Source organism: Pseudomonas sp. GYB4201 (genome assembly GCF_056312595.1).
Genome location: NZ_JBWGIG010000059.1, coordinates 13,205 through 29,169 on the forward strand (window position 1 = coordinate 13,205; position 15,965 = coordinate 29,169).

Sequence of the window (15,965 nt, forward strand, 5' to 3'; positions counted from 1 at the left end):
GCGGGGCCTGGCCGTCATTGCCTACTGGGTGCTGCTGCCTCCGGTGGTCGTGGTGGTGGCTGGGGTGCTGGTGTCAGTGGAGATGGCCGGGGTGTCCAGTTCATCGCCACTGGCCTGGTCGGTCGTTGCGCTCATGCGCAGCTGCCGGGCGCTGACCTGGGCGGCCTGTTGCACCGAACGGGGCAACGGGTTGCTGTTGGTCACGGACAGCTGCTGCCGGTACGGGCTCACCAGCCTGGCTCTCAGGCGGATGTCGTTGGACGCCGAACCCACGCTGATGTTGAACGTGTCGGCATCAATCACCCAGGTGCTGCGGGTCGGGTTGTAGTACGCCAGCGAGCGACCATTGAGTTCGATGGTCACGCGGCGGCTTTGCCCCGGTTGCAGCAGCACTTTCTGGAAGCCCTTGAGTTCCTTGATCGGCCGTTCCAGCCGTGGGTTGCGCTGCCCGACGTACAGTTGGGCCACCTCGGCCCCGGCGCGCCGCCCGGTGTTGGTGACGTTGAACGAGACCCTGACCGGGTTGTTGCCGAACGCCACCGACGGGTTGACGCGGATGTTGGAGTAGCGGAACTGGGTGTACGACAGCCCATAGCCGAACGGATAGAGCGGCGTCGTGCCTTTTTTCTCGTAGCCGCGGTAGCCCAGTTCCAGGTCACCGGCATAGCTGATCTGGGTGAGCGTGCCTTCGTTGTCGAAGTTGGGGAAGTAGCTGTAGATCGGGTTGTCCTGGATGTTGCGCTCCAGGCTGATCGGCAGCTTGGCCGACGGGTTGACCTGCCCGTAGAGGATCTCGGCCAGGGCCTGGCCACCGTTCTGGCCCGGGTAGAAGGCGTGCAGCAGCCCGCCCACCTGGTCCACCCAGTCACTGACCTTGAGCCCCGTGCCGCCATGCAGCGCGACGATGGTGTGGGGGTTCTGGCTGGCGATGCTCTGGATCAACTGGCCCTGGAACTCGGGCAGCTCCCACATGTGGTCGAAGCCTTCGCCCTCGTACTCGTTGCTGTTGCCGGCGGCCACCAGCACTGCGTCATAGTTGCTGATGTCGCTGGGTGCGGTCAGCGAGGCCCAGCTCATCTGCACGCCGGTGTAGCCGCCCAGGCTGGCGATGTAGTTGGGGCGACGGGAGTATTCCAGCACCACGTCGTAGGTCTGCCCGGCCTGCAGGGTGATCTTCGCGTACTGCGGGATGGTCGGCGGGATGCTGTTGTCGGGCAGCGGCGTGCCATCGCCGTTGTTGATGATTTCCTGGCCGTTGACGGTCAGGTGGATGACGCCGTCGGCGCGCACCTTGAACACCTGGTCGCCGCTGACCGTGGGGGTGATGCGCCCGGTCCAGCGGATCGAGGTGCTGGAGGTGTCGCCGTTGGTGGGCAGGTTGGTGTCGCTGTCCCAGTTGAGGTTGACGAAGGTGTCGGTGCGCGTGGTGGCCGGCGTGCCGCTCCAGTCGGTGGTGGTGTAGTACTGTGCGGTCATGCCCGCCACCGAGGTGGTGCCGTCGGTGTCCAGGTGGGTCCAGGGCGCGGCGGCGGGGTCCAGGGACAGGCCGTCGAGGAAGGTCACCTGGGTTTGCGGCGCCACTTGCGCCATGCCGCTGACTTCACTGACGTAGTTGCGCGCCGACACATAGGCGCTGCCGAAACCGGTGGGCGGCGCGTATTTGCCGAGTACGCCCACCACCGCCACTTTCTTCACGGTATTGCGGTTGAGAGGCAACAGGTTATTCTGGTTTTTCAACAGCACGATGCCTTCGCGGGCCACGTTCAACGAGGCCTGGTTACTGGCTGGGTTATCCATGTCGTGGGTGGTGGGCGGCACATAAGTGTCGAAGTCGAACAGGTAGATTTCGCGCAGGATGCGCCGCACTTTGTCGTCGATAGTGGCGACGCTCAGTACCCCGCTATTGATGTAGGGGGTCAGCACGGTACTGTTCATTTGCGTGCCAAACAACATGTCGATATCGGCGCCGGCCTGGGCCGCTTTCAAGCCGTCGGTAATGGCTGCATAGTCACTTTGCACAAAGCCGGGGAAGCCCCACTGGTCCTTGAGTATTTCGCGCAGCAGGTGATGGCTTTCGCAGGCATGATCGCCGTTCACCAATTGGAACGAACACATCATCAACGCCACTTTGCCGTTCTTGGCAGCCGACTCGAACGGCGGCAGGGTCATTTCCCGCAGCACCCGTTCGGGGATGGTCTCGTTGAGGGTGAAGCGGTTGGTTTCCTGGTCGTTGGCCGCGTAGTGCTTGGCGTCGGCCCAGATGCCGCGGGACTGGATGCCGTTGATCACCGCCGGGGCCATACTGGCGCCCAGGAACGGGTCTTCGCCGGTCAGGTATTCGAAATTGCGCCCGCCGTAGGGCATGCGGTAGATGTTCATGCCCGGGCCGGTGATGTAGTTGTAGCCGCCGCTGGCGGTGTCATAGCCCAGCGCCCGGCCGAAATCCACCGCGCGGCGCAGGTTGAAGGTGGCCGCCAGGTTCGGCCCGCTGGGGTAGACCACGCCCTGGTCGTTGCCCTGGCTGGTGTAGCGCACCCCCAGGCCACCGTCGGCGCCGTAGATTTGCGGCAGGTTGAAGCGGGCCAGGGGCTTGATGTCCCAGCCGCCGGTGCCGCCGATGTAGGCGAGTTTTTCCTCCAGGGTCATCTGGCTCACGGTCTGCTGGGCGAGGGCGTCGGCCTGTTGCGCGGTGCGGGCCCAGGCCTGGGTCGCCAGGCATTGGGCAATGGCCAGGGTCAGCAAGGTCAATGAAGTGGCAAGTCTGGGCGAGTGTGTGCTTCTCATTTTAATTACTCCCACGCGCGGGCCTCCAGGGAGAACCGGGTGTAATAAAGTCAACGAGGGCAAACTTTGTTAATTGGGTGAAACAGAATCCAGTATTAATGCCTGTCAGAGGCTGGCGGATAATTATTATTGGCCGCGCTGTAAGTTGCTTATTGGATCCGTTATTACCCACCTCGTTATCCGGCGCCAATGCGAACACTGGCAGAGGTCTTGCTTTTTTATACCGGTTGAATAGGACTCCCATCCGCCGGGGCTGTCAAACAGTTGCGGCGCAACGGTTATTATAAATTCGTCTGAGGCGCGCGTCGGTTACATGATTGGAGTATGAGTGGTGAAGTTGCCAAGTTGCGGTGCGGGGTCTAAGGTGAGTGCTGTTTCAATAACTATCCAGAGGAGGGTGAAGTGCCGGTGTAATTGCCTAGCTAACTAAGTTGGAGATTGTGATGAAAATATCCACGATGATAGTGCTGGTTGTTCCGCTGTTGGCTGTTTCCGGCCTGAGCCGTGGCGACGATACCGACAACACGTCGGGCGCCCCGAACGCTACCGTCCTGACCCAGACCCACGACAGCAAGGCGGCGGGCAACAAACATGGCGACGACTTCAAGGGCGGGCGCCCCACCGCCCAGAGCGGCGCCACCAAGCCCTGATGGCGAAGTAACTGCGGCGCTGTGCCTGTGGCTGGGCGAGCACGCCGGCCTCAAGCCCGGCGACCTTGAGCGGGCCACCCGGCTGGCGCCCCAGGGCAGCCTGCACACGGCGTTGCCGGGCCTGCTGACGCGGCTGGGCAGCGTCAGCGAAGCGGAAATGGCCCGGGGCTGGGCGGCGGTGCTGCAGCTGCCACTGCAAACCGCCGATGACGCACCCACCGGCCTCGAGCCTCTACCGGGCCTGAGCGAACGTTTCCTGCGCCACCACCACCTGGTGCCGCTGGCCTGGGTCGACGGCCAGTTGCAGTTGCTGCTCAGCGAACCCGCCGACCCTTACCCCGCGCGCGCCGTGGCGTTCGCCTGCCAGTGCCCGGTCCAGCGGCGGGTGGGCACCCGCAGCGACGTCGACAGCCTGATCGAGCGCTACTACGGCCAGGGCCGCTCGGCCATGGGCAGCCTGATCGAGAACCTCGACGGCGACGCCGGCGGCCAGGCCGATGACATCGAACACCTCAAGGACCTGGCCAGCGAAGCGCCGGTGATCCGCATGGTCAACCTGATCCTGCAGCGCGCGGTGGAGCAGCGCGCCTCGGACATCCACATCGAACCCTTCGAAAGCCAGTTCAAGGTGCGCTACCGCATCGACGGCGTGCTGGTGGACGGCGAAGCGCCGCCCGCCACCTCCGCGCCCGCAGTGATCAGCCGGGTGAAGATCATGGCGCGCCTGGACATCGCCGAGCGCCGGCTGCCCCAGGACGGTCGGATCATGCTGCGCATGCAGGGCCGCGAGCTGGACCTGCGGGTGTCGACGGTGCCCACCAGCTTCGGCGAGTCGGTGGTAATGCGCCTGCTGGACCGCCAGACGGTGAATTTCGACCTGCCCAGCCTGGGCTTCGACGGCGAACGCCTGCAGGGTTTCCTGGCCATGCTGGAACGCCCCCACGGCATCCTGCTGGTGACCGGGCCCACCGGTTCGGGCAAGACCACCACGCTGTACACCGCGCTGACCCGGCTCAACACCAGCGAACGCAAGATCATCACCGTCGAAGACCCGGTGGAGTACCAGATCGAAGGCATCAACCAGATCCAGGTCAAGCCCGCCATCGGCCTGGACTTCGCCGCCACCCTGCGCTCCATCGTGCGCCAGGACCCGGACGTGATCATGATCGGCGAGATGCGCGACCTGGAGACCTGCCGCATCGCCATCCAGTCCTCGCTCACCGGCCACCTGGTGCTGTCCACGTTGCACACCAACAGCGCCGCCGCCAGCATCACGCGGCTGTTGGACATGGGCGTGGAGAGCTACATGATCGCCTCGACGGTGATCGGCATTCTCGCCCAGCGCCTGGTGCGCCGCCTCGACCCGCAGTTTGCGCAGGCCTTCGAGGCGCCGCCGGCGCTGGTGGCCGAGCACGGCCTGGAGCGCTTCACCCAGCAACGGCCGATCCTGCTGTACCGGCCGCGAGCCGATGCCCCCGGCGGCGGTTACCGCGGCCGTTGCGCCATCACCGAGCTGCTGGTGATGAACGAGGAACTGCGCGGGCTGCTGATGAACCATGCCGACGCCGCCACCCTTGAGCAGGCGGCCCGCCGTGGCGGCCTGCGCACCCTGTACGAAGACGGCCTGCGCCAGGCGCTGGCCGGCACCACTTCGCTGGAAGAGGTGCTGCGCGTCACGCGCAGCGAGTGACTGGCACCCATGGCCAAATTCCGCTACCGCATTCTCGACCCCGATGGCAGCGCCCGCCAGGGCGTGCTGGAGGCTGCCGACCCGCAGGCCCTGGCTGTGCAGTTGCAGCGCCAGGGCGCGCTGGTGCTGCACATCGAGCCGGCGGGCCAGCGCTGGCTGGGCTGGCAGCCACGGCGCAGCCTGGGCGACGCGGCGCTGGTGGCGTTCACCGCGCAGCTGGCGATTCTGCTCAACGCCGGGCTGGCCCTGGACCGCGCCCTGGGCATCCTCATGCACCAGCCGGGCAAGGCCCAGGCGCCGGTGCGCGCCCTGGTGGGCCGCGTGCGCGAACGGGTCAAGGCCGGCCAGCCGCTGTCGGCGGCCCTGGCCCAGGAACCGGCGCAGTTCAGCCCGCTGTACCTCAGCCTGGTGCGCGCCGGCGAGGCGGGCGGGGCGCTGCAGGACAGCCTGCAGCAGTTGGCCGACTACCTGGAGCGCAGCCAGGCGCTGCGCGGCGAGGTGATCAACGCGCTGATCTACCCGGCGTTCCTGGTGGTGGGCGTGCTCGGTTCGCTGGTGCTGTTGCTGGCCTACGTGGTGCCGCAGTTCGTGCCGATCTTCCAGGACCTGGGCGTGCCGATCCCGCTGGTGACCGAGCTGATACTGGCCCTGGGGCAGTTCTTCAACCGCTTCGGCCTGCTGCTGTTGGCGGCGCTGGTGGTGCTGGCGCTGGTGGGCCGGCGCGCCTGGCAGCGGCCCGCCGTGCGCCTGCGCTGGGACCGCCGCCTGCTGCGCTGGCCGGTGCTGGGCGGGCTGCTGCAACGCCTGGAAGCGGCGCGCCTGGCGCGCACCCTGGGCACCCTGTTGCGCAACGGCGTGGCGCTGCTGGCGGCGCTGAAGATCGCCTGCGCGGTGGCCAGCAACCACGCCGTGCGCGCCCAGGTCGAGGCCGCCACCGAGCAGGTCAAGGGCGGCGGCGCGCTGGCCTTGGCGCTGGCTGGCGATAATGTGCTGCCGGAGCTGGCGTTGCAGATGATCGAGGTGGGCGAGGAGGCCGGCCAGCTCGACAGCATGCTGCTCAAGGTGGCCGAAGTGTTCGACGCCGAGGCGCGACGCAGCATCGCGCGGCTGCTCGCCGCCCTGGTGCCGACCCTGACCATTGTCATGGCGGTGCTGGTGGCGTTCATCATGTTGGCCATCATGCTGCCGCTGATGAGCCTGACCAGTAACATCTGAGGGCTGACCATGAGGCTGTCACGTACGCGTGGGTTCACCTTGCTGGAGATGCTGGCGGTGATTGTGCTGCTGGGCATCGTCGCCACCATCGTGGTGCGGCAGGTGGGGGGCAACGTCGACAAGGGCAAGTACGGCGCCGGCAAGGCGCAGCTGGCGACGCTGTCGATGCAGATCGAGAACTATGCCCTGGACATGGGTGCGCCGCCCCGCGACCTCAACCAGCTGATCGAGCGGCCCGCCGGCCCCAGCCACTGGGCCGGGCCCTACGCCAAGCCGTCCGACCTCAAGGACCCGTTTGGCCACCCCTTCGGCTATCGCTACCCCGGCCAGCATGGCGCCTTCGACCTGATCTTCTACGGCCAGGACGGCCAGCCGGGCGGTGAGGGCTACAACGCCGACCTGGGCAACTGGGAATGAAAGCCGCCGGCTTCACCCTGCTGGAACTGCTGCTGGTCATCGTCCTGATGGCCGTGGCCCTGGGCGTGCTCAGCTTCGGCCTGGGCCGTGGCCTGGAGGCGGCCCGCGAGCGCCAGGCGCTGCGCGACATCGTCGGCGCCCTGCGCCAGGCGCGCACCCAGTCGGTGCTCAGCGGCCTGCCCCAGCAGGTGCGCTTCGACCTGCCGGGCCACCGTTTCCAGGCGCCGGGCCAGGCCCTGGGGCACTGGCCGGCCGACCTCGGCCTGCAGCTGACCACCGCTGCCGACCTGGGCGCCGCGGTGGCGTTCTTCCCCGATGGCAGCTCCAGCGGTGGCCACCTGCTGCTGGCGCGGGGCGCGCAGGCCTGGCGCATCGACGTCGGTTGGCTGCTGGGCGACGTGCGTTTGCAGGCGCTGCCATGAAACGCGCCGGCAGCGGCTTCACGCTGCTGGAAATGCTCGCCGCGCTGGCGGTGTTCGCCCTCGGCTGTACGGTGCTGCTGGTGGCGTTCGGGCAGGCCGCGCGCACCCTTGAACAGGTGCGCGGCAACGACCACCTGAGCCTGGTGGCGCGCAGCCTGATCGACGCCCGGCGCGGCCAACCCTGGCAGGTGGGCGAGCAGCAGGGCGTGGAGGCGGGCGTGGCCTGGCGCCTGCGCATCAGCCGCGAGCCCGGCGCGGCCAACCTGCTGCCGCTGCTGCGCCTCGACCTGCAGGTGCGCGAAGGCGCGCGCAGCCTGCACCTGAGCACCCTGGCCGTGCAGGGCCAGCCGCCTTTGGCAGCCGGCCGATGAAGCGCCGGGCCCAGGGCTTCACCCTGCTGGAGATGCTGCTGGCGCTGGCGTTGCTGGCAGTGCTGCTGGGCCTGGTGGGCACGGCGCTGATCGGTGCCAACCGCGCCTTGCTCAAGGGCGAGCGCTACAGCCAGCGGCTGGAACAGGTGCGCGCCAGCCAGGACTTCCTGCACCGGACGCTGCAAGGGGCGCTGCCGGTGGACGTGGCGGCCGCCGAGGGCGAACAGGTGCGGGTGTTCGACGGCGAACCGCAGCGGCTGGTGTTCGCCGCCGGGCTCAACAGCGCCCTGGGCGGTGGCATCCAGGTTCATACCATCGAGCTGGTGACCCAGGGCGGCCACCAGGCCTTGCAGGTGCGCTTTGCCCAGCTGCTGCGCGGCGGCTTGCGGCCCTGGGGCCAGCCCCAAGTGTTGCTGGACGATGTCCGCGACCTGCGCCTGAGCTACCGCGGCCGCGACGACCGTGGCCAGGCCACCGCCTGGTTGCCGCGCTGGCCCTGGCCGGCGCGGTTGCCCCAGGCCGTGCGCATTGACCTGGCCAGCGCCGGCGCGGTGCCCTGGGCCACCCAGGTCGTCGCCCTGCGCCTGGAGCTCAGCGACCAGCAGGGGGCGCCATGAGCCGTCGGCAGCGGGGCATGGCGCTGCTGCTGGTGCTGTGGGCGCTGGCGCTGCTGGCCATGCTGCTGGCCGGGCTGGTGGTGGAGGTGCGCCAGCAGGCGCGCTTGAGCCTGTGGCAACGCGAGCACAGCCGCGCCAGCCTGGCCGCCGAGGCCGGGCTGAACCTGGCGGTGCGCGCCCTGAGCGACCAGGATGGCCAGCGCCGCTGGCAGGCCGACGGCCGCGTGCGGGCGTTGCAGTTCGACGATGCGCAGCTGCTGGTGAGCGTGCGCAGCGAGCGCGGCAAGCTCGACCTCAACGCCGCGCCGGCCGCCGACTTTGCCCGCCTGGCCCAGGCCCTGGGCGCCTCGCCGGCCCAGGGCCGGGCCCTGGCGGTGGCGCTGGAACAACGCCGCGGCGACAACCAGCCGCCCCTGCGCGCCCTGGAAGAGCTGCGTGACCTGCCGGGCATGAACGCCGCGCTGTACCAGGCGCTGCTGCCGCAGGTCACGGTATGGAGCGGCCAGGAAGGCCCCGACCCGGCCTTCGCCACCCCGGCGCTGCGGCAGGCCCTGGCACTGCCGCGGGTCATCGGCCTGGGTGCCGATGCCGGCGAGGTGCTGAACATTCGCAGCCAGGCCCGACTGCCCGACGGATTCACCGCCGTGATCGACAGCACGGTGCTACTGTCAGGCATGGAGGACAGCGCGCGGCCGTTCCGTATCGTGCGCTACAACGAATGAGACCCCGGCCCATGCGTGCAGTGTCCTTGTGGCTCTGGCAGGAACGGCTCAAGGGGCGTTGGCAGGGCAGCCCGCCGCAGGCGTTCGTGCATGCCTGGGGCCGGGAGTTGCTGGCCAGCCTGCCTGGCGCCGTGCGCCGCGGCCTGCAACCAGGCCGCGCGCCCCGGCATTGCCCCTGGCCGCTGCCGGCCCAGGCGCTGGCCGTGGGCGAGCGGGTTATCCTCGACCTGCCCGCCGAACACGTGCTGGTGCAGCGCCTGGCCCTGCCGCTGGCGGCCGCCCGCGACCTGACCCAGGTGATGCAATTCGAGCTGGACCGTTTCACCCCCTTTACAGCCGACCAGGTGCACTACGTGGTGCGTCGCGAGGCGGTGGACGCCGAGCAGCTGTGGGTGACCCTGGCGCTGGTGCGCCGCGAGTGGCTGCAGCAGTGCCTGGCCCAGTGCAACGAACAGGGTCTGGTGCTGGACGGCATCGAGGTGCTCGACGACCACGGCCAGCCCACCGGCCTAGACCTGCTGCCGCGCGCGCAACAGACGGCCGCCAGCGGCCGCGACCGCTACCTGGTGCCCGGGCTGGCGTTGTTGTGCCTGTTGCTGGCGCTGGCGTTGCCGGCGGTGTGGCTGCACAACCGTGGCTTGGCCGTGGCCGCCATGCACGCCGAGGTGCAAGCCCTGCGCCAGCAGGCCGGCGAGGTGGCGGCGCTGCGCACCTCGCTGGACGCTGCCCAGGGCGCCGCGCAGTTCCTTGGCAAGCGCCGCCAGGCCCAGCCGGGGCGGGCGCTGCTGCTCAGCGAGCTGACCGCTTGCCTGCCGTCCGACACCTGGCTGCAGAGCCTGGAGGTGCACGCCGACGGCCAGGTCGACCTGGCTGGCTTCAGCGCCCGCGCCAGTGCCTTGATCGGCCAGATCAAGGGCTGCCCGCACCTGGTGGAGGCCCAGTACCAGGGCGTGATCCAGCCTGACGAGGCCAGCGGCCGCGACCGTTTCTACATGCGCGCCCGGGCGCGCGGGGAGGCCGCCGATGCGCCGCACCCTGACGCCCCGTGAGCGGCGCCTCGGCGCCTGGCTGCTGCTGGCGGCGCTGCTGGCGCTGGTGTATGCGCTGCTGATCTGGCCGCTGTACATCGCCCCCGGGCAAGACCTCGACGCCCAGGCCCAGGCCTTGGCCGAACAGCGCCAGCGCTACCAGCAACTGCTGGCCCAGCGCCCGGCCCTGGAGCAGGGTTTGCAGGCCGCCCAGGGTGACGACGTCGGCCTGCTGGCCGGCGGCGACCCCAGCGCGGTGGCCGCCGACCTGATGCAGAACGTCGCCCAGCGCATCAAGGCGCTGGCCGGCCGCGGCGCCGGCTGCCAGCTGACCCAGCGCATGCCCATCGTCACCCAGGACCAGGCCACGGCGCCGTTCCGCCAGGTGCGCCTGAGCCTGGACCTGGACTGCGGCATCGAACCCTTGACCGCCTTGCTGCAGCAGCTGGAGGCGGCGCAGCCGCTGCTGTTCGTCGACGAGATGAACGTGCACCGCGCCACCAACGCCCCACCCGCCGGTGGCGCTGGGCGGCTGGTGGTGCACCTGCTGGTCAGCGGCTACCTGGCGGCGGCGCCCGCTGGCACGCCTGCCGAGGCACCGGCGCAATGAGGGCCTGGCGGCGGCCGCTGGTGCAGGCGCTGGCCCTGCTGGCGCTGCTGCTGGCGGCCGCCCTGGCGTGGCTGTGGAACGGCGTGGGCAGCCAGCCGCAGTGGCCGGCGACCGAGGTGCGCCAGGCGCCGGTGGCCGCCGCCGATGCCCCGGCCTTGCCTGAGGCACCCGGTTTGCAGCAGCTGGGCAACACTTGGCAGAGCCCACTGTTCAGCCCCGACCGTGCGCCGGACAAGCCCGTACAAACCGCCCAGGCCGCCCCGGACCTGAATGGCCTGCGCCTGACCGGCGTGGTGATCGACGGTAACGTGCGCCGGGCGCTGTTCAAGCAGGCCGATGGCCGCGACCTGAGCCTGCGCGAGGGTGCCCAGCTGGCCAACGGCTGGCACCTGCTGCACGTCGACGCCCAGGCGGTGCAGCTGGAGCTCGACGGCCAGCGCCGCAGCCTGCAACTGCCGGCACCGCGCCTGCCAAATATGCCGATGAAGCCGGCGCCGTCGTCCATACTGCCAAACGTGCCCGCGCCTTTGCCGCCTGCCCCCGGGGGTCATTGAATATGCCATCATCCTTGGTTCCGGTCCTGCTCGCCCTGTTCCTGCTGGCTGCCTGTTCCACCGCACCGCACAGCCTGGACAACGACTACAGCCTGGAACGCGAGGCCCTGCGCGGCACCGGCGACCAGCGCGGGCCGGTGCCGCCCAGCCCGCTTCCGCCACCCGTGGCCAACCCGCCGGGCACGGTCAGCGGCGGCCAGCGGCAGATCATCCAGGGCAACCAGCGCTTCGTCCAGGGCCCGGGCAACAGCGTCGGCCTGCCGGTGGCGACCCCCGGCGCGGCGCGCCAGGGCGACGGCAGCGGCGGGGTGATGTTCAACTTCAACAACCAGTCCATCGTCGCCGTGATCAACACCATCATGGGCGACCTGTTGCAGGAAAATTACAGCATTGCCCAGGGCGTGACCGGCGACGTGTCGTTCTCCACCTCCAAGCCGGTGGACAAGGCGCAGTCCATGGCCATCCTGCAGTCGCTGCTGTCCTGGACCAACAACGCCATGATCCGCCAGGGCGACCGCTACCTGATCCTGCCGGCCAGCCAGGCGGTGGCCGGGCAGCTGGTGCCGTCCATGGACCTGCGCCAGCCGGCGGCGGGGCTGTCGGTGCGGCTGTTCCCGCTGCGCTTCATCTCGGCCACCGAGATGCAGAAGCTGCTCAAGCCGTTCGCCCGGGAAAACGCCTTCTTGCTGGTGGACCCGGCGCGCAACGTGCTGGGCATGGCCGGCACCAGTGACGAGCTGGCCAACTACCAGGCCAGTATCAACACCTTCGACGTCGACTGGCTGCGCGGCATGTCCATCGGCGTGTTCGGCCTGCAACGCGCCACGGTGGCGGAACTGATGCCCGAGCTGCAGAAGGTCTTCGGTCCCGACAGCGGCACGCCCCTGGCGGGCATGCTGCGCTTCATGCCCATCGAGCGCACCAATTCGGTGGTGGCGATTTCCTCGCAGCCGCAGTACCTGCAAGAGGTGGGTGAGTGGATTCGCACCATCGACAACGGCGGCGGCAACGAGCCGCAGCTGTACGTGTACGACGTGCGCAACATGAAGGCCACGGACCTGGCCAAGTACCTGCGGCAGATCTACGGCAGCGGCGCGATCAAGGACGAGGCCGCCGCCGAGGTGGCGCCCGGCCTGACCACCACCACCCTGGGCACGCCCATCGGCAGCAACGGCGGCATGGGCGCCGGCGGGCTCAGCAGCCTGAGCCGCAGCAACGCCATCGGCCAGGGCAGCAACAACCCGATTATCCAGGGCGCCACCAACCAAACCCAGGGCTATGGCCAACAGGGCCAGGGCACGCCCGCCGCCGGCGCTGACGAAGCCGACAACACCGACACCGGCACCAACGGCCGCAAGAGCCTCGACGACAGCACCCGCATCACCGCCCAGCAGAGCAGCAACCAGCTGCTGATCCGCACGCGCCCCAGCCAGTGGGCCGAGATCGAAAGCGCCATCCGCCGCCTGGACAACCCGCCCATGCAGGTGCAGATCGAGACGCGCATCCTCGAGGTGTCGCTGACCGGCGAGCTGGACCTGGGCGTGCAATGGTACCTGGGCCGCCTGGCCGGCAACTCCACCACCACCGGCATCGGCAACGTCAGTGGCAGCCAGGGCGCGCTGGGCAGCGGCGGGGCAGGGCTGGGCGCCACCGATGCGCTGTTCTACTCGTTCGTGGGCAACAACCTGCAGGTGGCCATCCATGCCCTGGAGTCCAGTGGCAAGACCCAAGTGCTGTCGGCGCCATCGCTGGTGGTGATGAACAACCAGCAGGCGCAGATCCAGGTGGGCGACGACATTCCCATCAGCCAGACCACGGTGAACACCATTGCCTCGGACACCACCCTGAGCAGTGTCGAGTACGTGCAGACCGGGGTGATTCTCGACGTGGTGCCGCGCATCAATCCGGGCGGCCTGGTGTACATGGACATCAAGCAGCAGGTCAGCGACGCCGGCACTACCACCAGCGCCGACGTCAACCCGCGCATCTCCACGCGCTCCATCGCTACCCAGGTGGCGGTGCAGAGTGGCCAGACCGTGCTGCTGGGCGGGTTGATCAAGCAGGACAACGCCGAGACGGTAAACAAGGTGCCGTACCTGGGGTCCATTCCCGGTCTGGGCTGGCTGTTCGGCGCCACCACGCGCAGCAAGGGGCGCACCGAGCTGATCGTGCTGATCACCCCCAGGGTGGTGACCAGCAACAGCGAGGCGCGCGAGGTGACGGACGAGTACCAGCGCCAGTTCAAGCTGTTGCAACCGGCGCGGTGATGCCCTGGCGTGGGGCGCCCGCGTCGCGGGCGCTCCACCGTGTGGCATTTCTTCCTGCGCGTGCGCCGGTCCAGGTGGCGCCCTGACGCCCCGTGCACACAGGCCCGCGAGGGCTCTGGCACAAGCTTCATGTGGCGTTTGGCAAAGCTGGCAAGCAACCTGCAATACCTGACCAATCGATCAGGTTTGTTATCAAGGTACTTCGCCATGTCCCCATCTTCCCGCCCCCTCGACATCGTCATCATCGGCGCCGGCATCGGTGGCCTGTCCGCCGGCATCGCCCTGCAGCGCGGCGGCCACCGCGTGCGGCTGTTCGACCGGGTGCCGCAGCTGACCCCGGCCGGCGCGGCCATTTCCATCTGGCCCAACGGCGTCAACGTGCTGGCCAAGCTCGGCCTGGGCGAGGCGATCAAGGCGGCCAGCGGCGACATGCGCGGCATGAGCTACAGCACCGCGGCAGGCGAGCTGCTGACCCGCTTCAGCCTGGAACCGCTGTATGACACCGTCGGCCAGCGCGCCTGCCCGATTGCCCGCACTGCCTTGCAGGCGATCCTGCTGCAAGCCTGCGGGCCGCAGCACGTGACGCTCGGGGTCAGTTATGAAACCGTCGAGCCACTGGACGACGGCGTGCGGGTGACCTTCAGCGACGGCCAGCAGATCAAGGCCGACCTGGTAGTGGCGGCCGACGGCACGCATTCGCGCCTGCGCAACCACGTGGTGGGCCGCGAGGTGCAGCGCGAGTACTGTGGCTACGTCAACTGGAACGGCCGCATCGACGCGGCTGCCGACCTGGCGCCTGAAGGCGAGTGGACGCAGTTTGTCGGCGAGCACAAGCGCGTGTCGCTGATGCCCATGGGCAACGGCCAGCTGTATTTCTTCTTAGACGTGCCGTTGCCAGCCGGCACGGCGAACCAGCGCGAGGCCTACCGCGATGACCTGGCCAGCCACTTCAGCGGCTGGGCCGCTCCGGTGCAACGCTTGATCGAACGCCTGGCCCCGGCCATCGTCAGCCGGGTGGAAATCCATGACATGGCGCCGATCAGCAGTTTCGTCAAAGGCCGCGTGGTGCTGCTCGGTGACGCTGCCCACCCCATGGCCCCGGACCTGGGGCAGGGCGGCTGTCAGGCCATGGAGGATGCCTGGGTGCTGGCGCGCTGCCTGGACGGTGGCGTCGGCCTGGACGTCGCCCTGCAACGCTACGACGCCGCCCGCGCCGAGCGCACTGCGCAGATCATGCAGCGCGCTCGCGCGCGGTCGCAGGTCACCCATGGCGGTGAGCCGCAGGCCACCCAGGCCTGGTACCAGGAACTGGCGGCAGAAACCGGCGAACGGGTGATCGCCGGCCTGGCCAAGACCGCCACGGGCGGCGGCGAACTGCTGATGTAACCCCACACCGATGCGTGCGTAGCCGCTGCCGCAGGCTGCGCTGGCCCTGAGTTACGCTGGAGACCTCCAGTGTGGACAAGGGCCAGCGCAGCCTGTCGGCAGCGGCTACAGTGAAGGGTGTGCCGTGCGTCAGGGGTGTGCCATGAAACGATTGTTGTGTTGCACCTTTTCGGCAGCCTTGGTTCTCGCCCCTGCCATCCAGGCGGCGCAATACACCGACGTCAACCCCACGGCCAGCACCCTGAGCTTCACCTTCAACCAGATGGGCTCGGGGACCTACGGCACCTTCAAGCGTTTCGTCGGCAGCCTGAGCTTCGACACCGACCACCCCGAGGCTGCGCATTCACGGCTGGTCATCGAGCTGGCCAGCATCGACGCCGGCAGCGAGACCGCCAACACCGAACTGCGCAAGCCGGCCTGGTTCGACACCGCCGCCAACCCCCAGGCCACCTTCGAATCCACCGCCACCCAGGCCCTGGGCGACAGCCGTTACCAGGTCACCGGCAACCTCACCCTGCGCGGCATCACCCGCCCGGTTACCGTGCCCTTTCACCTGAAGGCCGAAGGCGGCATTGGCATCTTCGAGGGCGAGCTGACCCTCAAGCGCAGCGACTTCAACATCGGCAAGGGCGAATGGGCGGACACGGTCGTCTCGGACGACATCGCCATAAAATTCCGCCTGGTCGCCCCCCAACGCCAACCCTCGTAGCAGCTGCCGAAGGCGGCGTCCGGCGCTGGCCTGCGCAATCGCGGCGCCTGGGACGCGGCCTTTGGCCGCTGCTACGGGCGCGGTGTGGAGGTGGCCTGGCGAATGGGCGGACACCTAGTAGCCCCCAACGCCAACCCTCGTAGCAGCTGCCGAAGGCGGCGTCCGGCGCTGGCCTGCGCATTCGCGGCGGCTGGGACGCGGCCTTTGGCCGCTGCTACGGGTGCGGTGTGGAGGTGGCCTGGCGAATGGGCGGACACCTAGTAGCCGCCAACACCAACCCTCGTAGCAGCTGCCGAAGGCGGCGTCCGGCGCTGGCCTGCGCAATCGCGGCGGCTGGGACGCGGCCTTTGGCCGCTGCTACGGGTGCGGTGTGGAGGTGGCCTGGCGAATGGGCGGACACCTAGTAGCCCCCAACGCCAACCCTCGTAGCAGCAACTGTCTTGAAATGGCGTCGCCTGCATCGCGACTAAAGTCGGCTCCTACACTGTTCGTGGTAGGAGCCGGCCTTGGCCGCGATGCAGGC

At 68.8% G+C, this 15,965-nt stretch carries 15 protein-coding genes; 14 read left to right on the forward strand and 1 reads right to left on the reverse strand.

The annotated features are described in order from the left end of the window. Positions 1–21: 21 nt before the first annotated feature. Entirely contained in the window at positions 22–2,784 is a 2,763-nt protein-coding gene (locus tag AC0Z2B_RS30930; RefSeq protein ID WP_476301810.1) for a beta-glucosidase, read from the reverse strand. A 443-nt stretch (positions 2,785–3,227) separates the two neighbouring features. Between AC0Z2B_RS30930 and AC0Z2B_RS30935 the strand changes: the two genes are divergently transcribed. The 14 genes from AC0Z2B_RS30935 to AC0Z2B_RS31000 all read left to right on the forward strand — a co-directional run bounded on the left by AC0Z2B_RS30935 (position 3,228) and on the right by AC0Z2B_RS31000 (position 15,442). After that, positions 3,228–3,434, forward strand: coding sequence for a hypothetical protein (locus AC0Z2B_RS30935; RefSeq protein WP_416424056.1), 207 nt, complete (start codon positions 3,228–3,230; stop codon positions 3,432–3,434). Beyond that, positions 3,376–5,124: a type II secretion system ATPase GspE gene (gspE, locus tag AC0Z2B_RS30940; RefSeq protein WP_476301812.1), complete on the forward strand. Its 1,749-nt coding sequence runs from the start codon at positions 3,376–3,378 to the stop codon at positions 5,122–5,124. The genes AC0Z2B_RS30935 and gspE overlap by 59 nt, the downstream gene beginning before the upstream one ends. A gap of 9 nt (positions 5,125–5,133) precedes the next feature. After that, positions 5,134–6,339 carry a type II secretion system inner membrane protein GspF gene (gene gspF, locus AC0Z2B_RS30945; RefSeq protein ID WP_476301814.1) on the forward strand — a complete coding sequence of 402 codons (1,206 nt, stop codon included), beginning with the start codon at positions 5,134–5,136 and terminating at the stop codon, positions 6,337–6,339. A 9-nt stretch (positions 6,340–6,348) separates the two neighbouring features. Continuing rightward, the gene (gspG, locus tag AC0Z2B_RS30950; RefSeq protein WP_476301817.1) at positions 6,349–6,756 is read left to right on the forward strand and encodes a type II secretion system major pseudopilin GspG; all 408 of its coding nucleotides are present in this window, start codon (positions 6,349–6,351) and stop codon (positions 6,754–6,756) included. Continuing rightward, positions 6,753–7,178, forward strand: coding sequence for a GspH/FimT family pseudopilin (locus AC0Z2B_RS30955; RefSeq protein WP_473006538.1), 426 nt, complete (start codon positions 6,753–6,755; stop codon positions 7,176–7,178). Before gspG ends, AC0Z2B_RS30955 begins: the two co-directional genes overlap by 4 nt. Continuing rightward, complete coding sequence (locus AC0Z2B_RS30960; protein ID WP_476301819.1) at positions 7,175–7,549, forward strand: type IV pilus modification PilV family protein; 375 nt, start codon at positions 7,175–7,177, stop codon at positions 7,547–7,549. The genes AC0Z2B_RS30955 and AC0Z2B_RS30960 overlap by 4 nt, the downstream gene beginning before the upstream one ends. Beyond that, positions 7,546–8,166 (forward strand): prepilin-type N-terminal cleavage/methylation domain-containing protein, encoded by a 621-nt coding sequence (locus AC0Z2B_RS30965; RefSeq protein ID WP_476301821.1) that lies wholly within the window; start codon positions 7,546–7,548, stop codon positions 8,164–8,166. The genes AC0Z2B_RS30960 and AC0Z2B_RS30965 overlap by 4 nt, the downstream gene beginning before the upstream one ends. Further along, entirely contained in the window at positions 8,163–8,888 is a 726-nt protein-coding gene (locus AC0Z2B_RS30970) for a type II secretion system minor pseudopilin GspK (RefSeq protein WP_476301823.1), read from the forward strand. Before AC0Z2B_RS30965 ends, AC0Z2B_RS30970 begins: the two co-directional genes overlap by 4 nt. Positions 8,889–8,899: 11 nt before the next feature. Then, a complete protein-coding gene (locus AC0Z2B_RS30975) occupies positions 8,900–9,937 on the forward strand; it encodes a PilN domain-containing protein (protein ID WP_476301826.1) in 1,038 nt (345 codons plus the stop codon). Next, entirely contained in the window at positions 9,912–10,526 is a 615-nt protein-coding gene (gene gspM, locus AC0Z2B_RS30980; RefSeq protein WP_476301828.1) for a type II secretion system protein GspM, read from the forward strand. The genes AC0Z2B_RS30975 and gspM overlap by 26 nt, the downstream gene beginning before the upstream one ends. Beyond that, entirely contained in the window at positions 10,523–11,080 is a 558-nt protein-coding gene (locus tag AC0Z2B_RS30985) for a hypothetical protein (RefSeq protein ID WP_476301830.1), read from the forward strand. Before gspM ends, AC0Z2B_RS30985 begins: the two co-directional genes overlap by 4 nt. Positions 11,081–11,082: 2 nt before the next feature. Further along, a complete protein-coding gene (gene gspD / locus AC0Z2B_RS30990) occupies positions 11,083–13,347 on the forward strand; it encodes a type II secretion system secretin GspD (RefSeq protein WP_476301831.1) in 2,265 nt (754 codons plus the stop codon). A gap of 207 nt (positions 13,348–13,554) precedes the next feature. Then, the gene (gene hpxO, locus AC0Z2B_RS30995; protein WP_476301833.1) at positions 13,555–14,733 is read left to right on the forward strand and encodes an FAD-dependent urate hydroxylase HpxO; all 1,179 of its coding nucleotides are present in this window, start codon (positions 13,555–13,557) and stop codon (positions 14,731–14,733) included. 142 nt (positions 14,734–14,875) lie between these two features. Beyond that, entirely contained in the window at positions 14,876–15,442 is a 567-nt protein-coding gene (locus AC0Z2B_RS31000) for a YceI family protein (protein ID WP_476301835.1), read from the forward strand. Positions 15,443–15,965 lie beyond the last annotated feature (523 nt).